This is a genomic window from Azospirillum sp. B506 (assembly GCF_000333595.1).
Taxonomy (GTDB): domain Bacteria; phylum Pseudomonadota; class Alphaproteobacteria; order Azospirillales; family Azospirillaceae; genus Azospirillum.
Window position 1 is genome coordinate 1 of sequence record NZ_BADK01000212.1, and the last position, 6,735, is coordinate 6,735.

The 6,735-nt window shown below is 69.2% G+C and carries 5 protein-coding genes; 2 read left to right on the forward strand and 3 right to left on the reverse strand.

The features are described 5' to 3' along the window. Both I71_RS07040 and I71_RS07045 read left to right on the forward strand, forming a co-directional pair. Nucleotides 1-2,359: tetratricopeptide repeat protein (locus tag I71_RS07040; RefSeq protein WP_049975969.1), on the forward strand; the 2,359-nt coding region annotated here is incomplete at its 5' end. After that, complete coding sequence (locus I71_RS07045) at nucleotides 2,356-3,168, forward strand: galactosyltransferase-related protein (RefSeq protein WP_042693034.1); 813 nt, start codon at nucleotides 2,356-2,358, stop codon at nucleotides 3,166-3,168. The genes I71_RS07040 and I71_RS07045, both read left to right, overlap by 4 nt. A gap of 56 nt (nucleotides 3,169-3,224) precedes the next feature. Here I71_RS07045 and I71_RS07050 read toward each other — a convergent pair whose 3' ends face one another. The 3 genes from I71_RS07050 to I71_RS07060 form a co-directional block, all read right to left on the reverse strand. Beyond that, on the reverse strand, nucleotides 3,225-3,908 hold the full coding sequence (locus I71_RS07050; RefSeq protein ID WP_042693036.1) for an orotate phosphoribosyltransferase: 684 nt from the start codon (nucleotides 3,906-3,908) through the stop codon (nucleotides 3,225-3,227). Nucleotides 3,909-4,020: 112 nt separating this feature from the next. Beyond that, nucleotides 4,021-5,697, reverse strand: coding sequence for a methyl-accepting chemotaxis protein (locus I71_RS07055; RefSeq protein WP_083897027.1), 1,677 nt, complete (start codon nucleotides 5,695-5,697; stop codon nucleotides 4,021-4,023). 149 nt (nucleotides 5,698-5,846) lie between these two features. Further along, nucleotides 5,847-6,735, reverse strand: an 889-nt coding sequence (locus I71_RS07060; RefSeq protein WP_042693046.1) for a methyl-accepting chemotaxis protein, incomplete at its 5' end; no start/stop codon positions are given.

Sequence of the window (6,735 nt, forward strand, 5' to 3'; positions counted from 1 at the left end):
GGCGGCTCTGCGGGTCGCTCCCGCATCCGTCGACGCCCATTACGGGCTGGCGCTGGCCCTGCACCGGCAGCAGCGTCCGCAGGATGCCGAACCCCATTACCGCAAGGTGCTGGAGACCTGCTCCCATCTGGCCGAGGTCCACAACAACCTCGGCGTTGCCCTGCAGGATCTCGGCCGCTTCGCGGAGGCCGCGGCCGCCCATCGCAAGGCGGCGCGGATCGATCCGACTGACGCGGCGTCCTGGTCCAGGCTGGGCGTGGCGCTCCACCACATGGGGCAGGATGCCGAGGCGGAGTCCGCCTTCCGCAAGGCGGCCGGCTTCGCGCCGCAGGATGCCGACTGCTGGCACAGCCTCGCCTGCCTGCTCAACGATGGCGGCCGTCCGGCGGAGGCGCTCGCCGCCGGCCGTCTTGCGGCGGCACTCGATCCGGCGGGCGCGCGCAATTGGCTGGCTCTGGGCAACGCCGCCCATGCGGCGCAGCGTCGGGACGAGGCATGGCGTGCCGCGTCGGCCGCGGTCCGGCTGGAACCGCCCAACCCGGCGGCGCGCAACAACCTCGCCAACGCCTTGCGGGAGCTTGGCCGCCTGCGTGACGCCGTCGTCCAATACCGTGCGGCGCTGGACCTGCAACCCGATTTCCCGGTGGCCGAGACCAATCTGGCCCTGGCCCTGTCGCTCCTGCGCGATGCCGACGGCGCGCTGGCGGTCCTGCGGGCTTTGCTGGTCCGGCAACCGGCGAACAACGAGGTCTGGCGGCGCCTGGGCGGCGTGCTGGCGGAGGCTGCGCGCCCCGATGCCGCGGTCGCCGTCCTGCGCAAGGCGGTGGCGCTGGCTCCCGGCGAGCCAGACGCCCATGCCGATCTGGCGATGGCCGCTGCGATGGCCAACTGGAGCGCGCAGTCGGTGGACGCCTGCCGGCGGGTCCTTCGGCTGGTTCCCGGCCATGCCGCCGCCCTCGGCCAGCTCGTCCACCAGCAGAGGCTTCTGTGTGACTGGTGCGATCTTGACGGGCTGGAGGCGCAGCTCCTGCGGCGGCTGCGGGAAGGGGCGGAGGGGGTGTCGCCCTTCGACGTCCTGTCCTGCGCCTCGACCCTGGCCGACCAGCAAGTGGCTGCGGCCCGCTGGGCGGCGGCGAAGGCCCGCGGCGCCACCCCGGTGGCCCGGACTGCCGCGGCTGTCCGCGACGGGCGGCTGCGGATCGGCTACCTGTCGGCGGATTTCCGCGAGCATGCGATGGGCCACCTGATGGTCGATGCCCTGGAGACGCATGACCGCTCCCGCTTCGCCGTCACCGCCTATTCGACCGGCATCGACGACGGCAGCGTGCTGCGTCAGCGGTTCCAGCGCGGGATCGAGCGCTTCGTCGACCTCCGCCGCCACACCGACGCCGATGCGGCGCGGGCCATCGCGGCGGACGGCATCGACATCCTGGTCGATCTGACCGGTTTCACCACCTTCTCGCGCACTTCGATCCTGGCGGGGCGTCCAGCTCCAGTGCAGGTCAACTGGTTGGGCTATCCCGGAACGCTGGGGGCCGGGTATGTCGACTACATCGTCGCCGACCCCACGGTGATCGCGCCGGGCGAGGAGGGATTCTTCAGCGAACAGGTGGTGCGGCTGCCCGATTGCTATCAGCCGAACGACCGCCGGCGCGCCATCGCCGACGCCACGCCGACGCGCGCGGACTGCGGGCTGCCCGCGGACGGTTTCGTCTTCTGCTGCTTCAACAGCACCTACAAGCTGACGCCCGGACTGTTCGATGGCTGGGCGCGCATCCTGGCGGCGGTGCCGGGCAGCGTGCTGTGGATCTATGCCGGGACTCCCCAGGTTGCGGCCAACCTGAAGCGCGAGGGCGAGGCCCGCGGCCTCGATCCCCGTCGGCTCGTCTTCGCCCAGCCCCTGCCGCATGCCGAGCATCTGGCGCGGCACCGGCTGGCGGACCTGTTCCTCGACACGCTGCCCTACAATGCCCACACGACGGCCAGCGACGCGCTGTGGGCGGGACTGCCGGTTCTGACCCGGCGTGGAACGACCTTCGCCGGGCGCGTGGCGGCCAGCCTGCTGCAGGCCGCCGGTTTGCCCGAGTTGATCGTCGCCGGGCAGGAGGAGTATGAGGCGGAGGCTGTGGCGCTCGCCCGATCGCCCGGTCGGCTCGGTGCCCTGCGGCAGCGGCTGGCACGCAACCTGCCGGTCTGTCCGCTGTTCGACACCCCGCGCTTCACCCGCCATCTTGAGGCGGCCTACCGGGCGATGTGGGAAACTCACCGGGCCGGCGGGGCGCCGCGTCCGATCATCATCACGGCTGACAACAGCGGCGGTCCGGCCTCCGCCAGACAGCGAGAAGGGGAAAGCACATGACGACCGGCGAACGCATGGGGGCGCGGCTCCACATCGTCGTCCCCTACCGGGATCGCGAAAGCCATCTCCAGCAGTTCGTTCCCTGGGTGAGCGCCTACTTCGACCGTCTGGCGCAACCGATCGATTATCGCGTCACTTTCGTGGAGCAGGAGGCCGGACTTCCCTTCAACCGTGGGGCGCTGATGAATGCGGGCTTCCTGCTGGGCGAAGGGCGGAGCGACTACAGCTGTCTGCATGACGTCGATTACCTGCCGGTCGATGCCGATTATTCCCCGGTCGATTGCCCCACGCCCCTCCTCTGGTACGGGGCGGAACAGCGGCCGGTGGCGCCGGGAGTCTCGGACCGGACGGTGACCTCCAACCTGGAAAGCACGATGGGCGGTGTGCTGCTGATGCCGAACGCGACGATGCGGCAGGTCGATGGCTATTCCAACAGCTTCTGGGGCTGGGGATACGAGGATTTCGACTTCTCGCTGCGCATCCGGGCACGCCGCCTTCCCACCAGCCGGCGGATGGGGCGCTTCCATCCACTCGACCATATCAACGAGGGCTTCACGCCGGACGCGGCGCCGTCCCCCATTTCGCTGGTGAACCGCCGGACCTTTCAGCAGCTGTGGTCGACCGGCAAAATTCCGGTCGGCGATGGGCTGTCGACGCTGTCCTTCGATGTGCTGGACCGCCGCCCGTGCGAGGGCGAAATCGTGGGCGACCCAAGCCGGTGGGAAATCGTTCGCGTGCGGTTCAACCACCGTCCGCGCCCGGAGCAGGAAGCGGCCGTTGCCGCCCATTGGAGTTCCCGCGGCGCATAGGGACGGTTGACCATGTTTGGGGGGAGGCGGCGCCGCGCCGCATCCCCCCGCTGCCGTCACATGCTCGACTTGCCGCCATGGGCCGAGGACCAGCCGACCGGGTCGTTCAGGAACTTCTCGACCTCGGACAGGGTGTTCTCGTCGAAATAGCGGTTTTCGCGGGCGACCTTCAGCACGTCCCACCAGGTGCACAGGGCATGCAACCGCACGCCGATGGCGTCCATGTTGACCTTCGACTGCGGGAAGATGCCGTAGTGGAAGATCACGAAGGTGTCGGTCACCTGGGCGCCGCCGTTGCGCAGCGCGGTGACGAAGTTCTCCTTGCTCTTGCCGTCGGTCGCCAGATCCTCGACGAGCAGGACGCGCTGCCCCTCGGTCAGCAGGCCCTCGATCTGGGCGTTGCGGCCGAAGCCCTTCGGCTTCTTGCGCACATACTGCATCGGCAGTTCCAGACGGTCGGCGATCCAGGCGGCGAAGGGGATGCCGGCGGTCTCGCCGCCCGCCACCGCGTCGATGGCCTCATAGCCGATCTCGCGCTCGATGGTGGCGACGGCGAAATCCATCAGCGCCTTGCGGGCGCGGGGGAAGGAGACGATGCGGCGGCAGTCGGTATAGACCGGGCTGGCCCAACCCGAGGTGAAGATGAAGGGGGTTTCGGCGTTGAAATGCAGCGCCTTGATCTCCAGCAGGATCTTGGCCGCGGTGGCGGCGATGGTGGCCTGATCGGGCAGGGTGGACATGACGGAGGCTCCGGGAAAACGGGGATGGCGCCCTGTGTAGCGGTCGACGGCCCGATCCGCAATTCCCGACGATCCGCCCGGTCATCATCGCGCCGCCGCAGCGGCACCCATGTCAGGCCATCTGGACGGTGCGGACGTAGCCGTCGACCTCCGTCCGCAGACGTTCCATCTCGCGGCGCAGCTCGGCCGCGGCCGCGGCCAATTCGCCGGCGGTGCGGTCGGTGCTGACGATTGTGTCATGGACATCGCCCAGCATGCCGGACATTGCCGTCACCGCGCCCGAGCCATCGTTCATCGCCTGCAGGATGCCCTGCGCCGCATCCGCCTGGCGCGACACCGCCTCCGCGATGGCCGCACCGCTGTCGCGAACCGCCTCCACCGTGTCGGATACCAGGTCCATGGCGCGGACGGCGTCGTCGACGATGGCCTGGATGCCGGCGATCTGGCCCTGGATGTCGTCGGTGGCGCGGGCGGTCTGACCGGCAAGGCTCTTCACCTCGTTGGCGACCACGGCGAAGCCTTTGCCGGCCTCGCCGGCGCGAGCCGCCTCGATGGTGGCGTTCAACGCCAGCAGGTTGGTTTGGCTGGCGATGGAGGTGATCAGTCCCACGACGTCGCCGATCCGGCGCGAGGCATCGGCAAGGTCGCCGATTCTGCGCGCCGCGTCGCCGGTCCGCTGGACGGCGTCGGCCGTCATGCGGGTGGCCTGTCCGCTGTGGCGGCCGACCTCGTCGATCAGGGCACCCAACCCGTCGGCGCCGGTCGCGGCATCGCGCACGATGCGGGCGGCGGTGTCCGCATGCCCGCGCACGTCGCCGATCTCGGCCGCGGCGCGAGTCGCCTCCGCCGACATGGTGCCGGCGGTCGATTGCAGCTGCTCGCCGGTGGCGCCCAGCCCGCGCAGAACGGCCTCGGTCTGGCGGGTGAAGCGGTCGGTGGCCTCGCTCAGGGCGGCAAGCTTGCTCAATTCCCCGGCCAGCCGCGCCTCCTCGTCCGTCCGGCGGCGGTCGAGATCGATGGCTTGGCTTTGCATCAGCATCACGGCGGCGCTGACCCGTCCGATGGCGTCATCCACAGGATGATGCAACGCGATGTCGCGTCGTCCGCGCCCGATCTGCGCAATCGCGTCCGTCGCACGGTCGAGCGGGCCGGTGATGGACCGGCCGATGAGCAGCGCCAGCACCGTCGATCCGCCGATCGCCAGGATGGTCACCACACCGATCAGGATGTATGCCCAGCCGGTGATGACTGCGGAGTCGCTGTTGTTCGCCTGGTTCTCCGACCGGATCAGAGTGGACAGGGCGTCGTTGCGCTCCTCCAACTCATGGAAACGCTGCAGAAAGGCGGAAAGTTCGGCCTTCGCCCTGGCCGTGTCGCGCAAGGCGAGATCGACCAGCCTTTCCGCGGCCTGGATGTAATCCTCCATCGGGCCGCGCAACTCGCGCAAGCCGCTGCCGACCACAGGGCTGAGGGCTAGGCGCCGGTTGGCGTCCAGCGCTTCGCGGAACGTATCGGAATGCTCCTTGATGTCCTTGCGGACCTCGTCCCGGTCTTCGCTGGCGCCATCCGGTCCGACCAGCAGGGCGGCAAGCACATCGGCCCGCAGGGCGTCGTGCATCATGTCGCCCTGCTGGTGATTGGACAGGGCTTCCCCGGTGGTCAGAACCTGCCGGTTCGCCTCATCGACCGTGGAAAGCGCGGCTATGCCGACGCCCCCCACGATCAACAATGCCAGAGCAAAGGACAAGGTGAGGAGAGACAGTTTCCGGGACAAAGTCAGAACGGACATCCGCACAACCCTTCATTCAGGCAGGCCTTCGCTCAGGCGGGAAACGGGTCTGGTGCACCGTCCGTTCATTGTATGGAATTTTCTTATCATTTCTCCATAGGGGTTTATGGGGATATTGCGCGGCGGGCTGCTCTCCCCCGCCGGTGTCCTCAGCCCTTGCCGCGGACGCTGCCCAGGAAGCGGTCCACCTGGGCATGCAGCAGCTCCGCCTGCTTCGACAGCTCCCCGGACGAGGCAAGCAGGCGCGACGCACCGCTTCCGGTCTCCGACGCCGCCTGCAGCACGCCGCCGATCGAAGCGGAGACCTCGTTGGTGCCGGCCGCCGCCTGCTGGACGTTGCGGGCGATCTCCATGGTCGCGGCGTTCTGGCCGTCGACCGCCTGGGCGATGGTGCCGACGATGACGTTCACATCGCCGATGGTGGCGGCGATGCTCTGGATCGCCTGCACCGCGTCGGCGGTCGCCGTCTGGATTTCGGCGATCTGCTGCGAGATGTCGCCGGTCGCCTTGGCGGTCTGGTTGGCCAGGCTCTTCACTTCGCTCGCCACCACGGCGAAGCCCTTGCCGGCCTCTCCCGCCCGTGCCGCCTCGATGGTGGCGTTCAAGGCCAGCAGGTTGGTCTGACCGGCGATCGAGTTGATGAGGTTCACCACGTCACCGATCTGGTTCGCCTTCGACGACAGCCCGTCGACGATGCGGTTGGTGCCGTCGGCCTGGTCGGCGGCCTGCTTGGCCTTGCGGCTGCTCTCGCCGATCTGGCGGCCGATCTCGGCGATGGAGGCGGCCAGCTCCTCGGCCGCGGCGGCCACGGTCTGAACGTTGACCGACGCCTGTTCCGACGCGGCGGCGACGGTGGTCGCCTGGGTCTCTGTATGGTCGGCGGTGGTCGCCAGCGACTTGGCCAGGGTCCGCACCTCGGTGGAGGACGACGCGACGCTGTCGACCACGCCTTTCACCTCGCTCTCGAACCGGTCGGCCAGTGCCGCCATCTCGGCCCGCTTGCGCTCCTCTGCGGCATGTCGGCTCGGCCGACGGCGC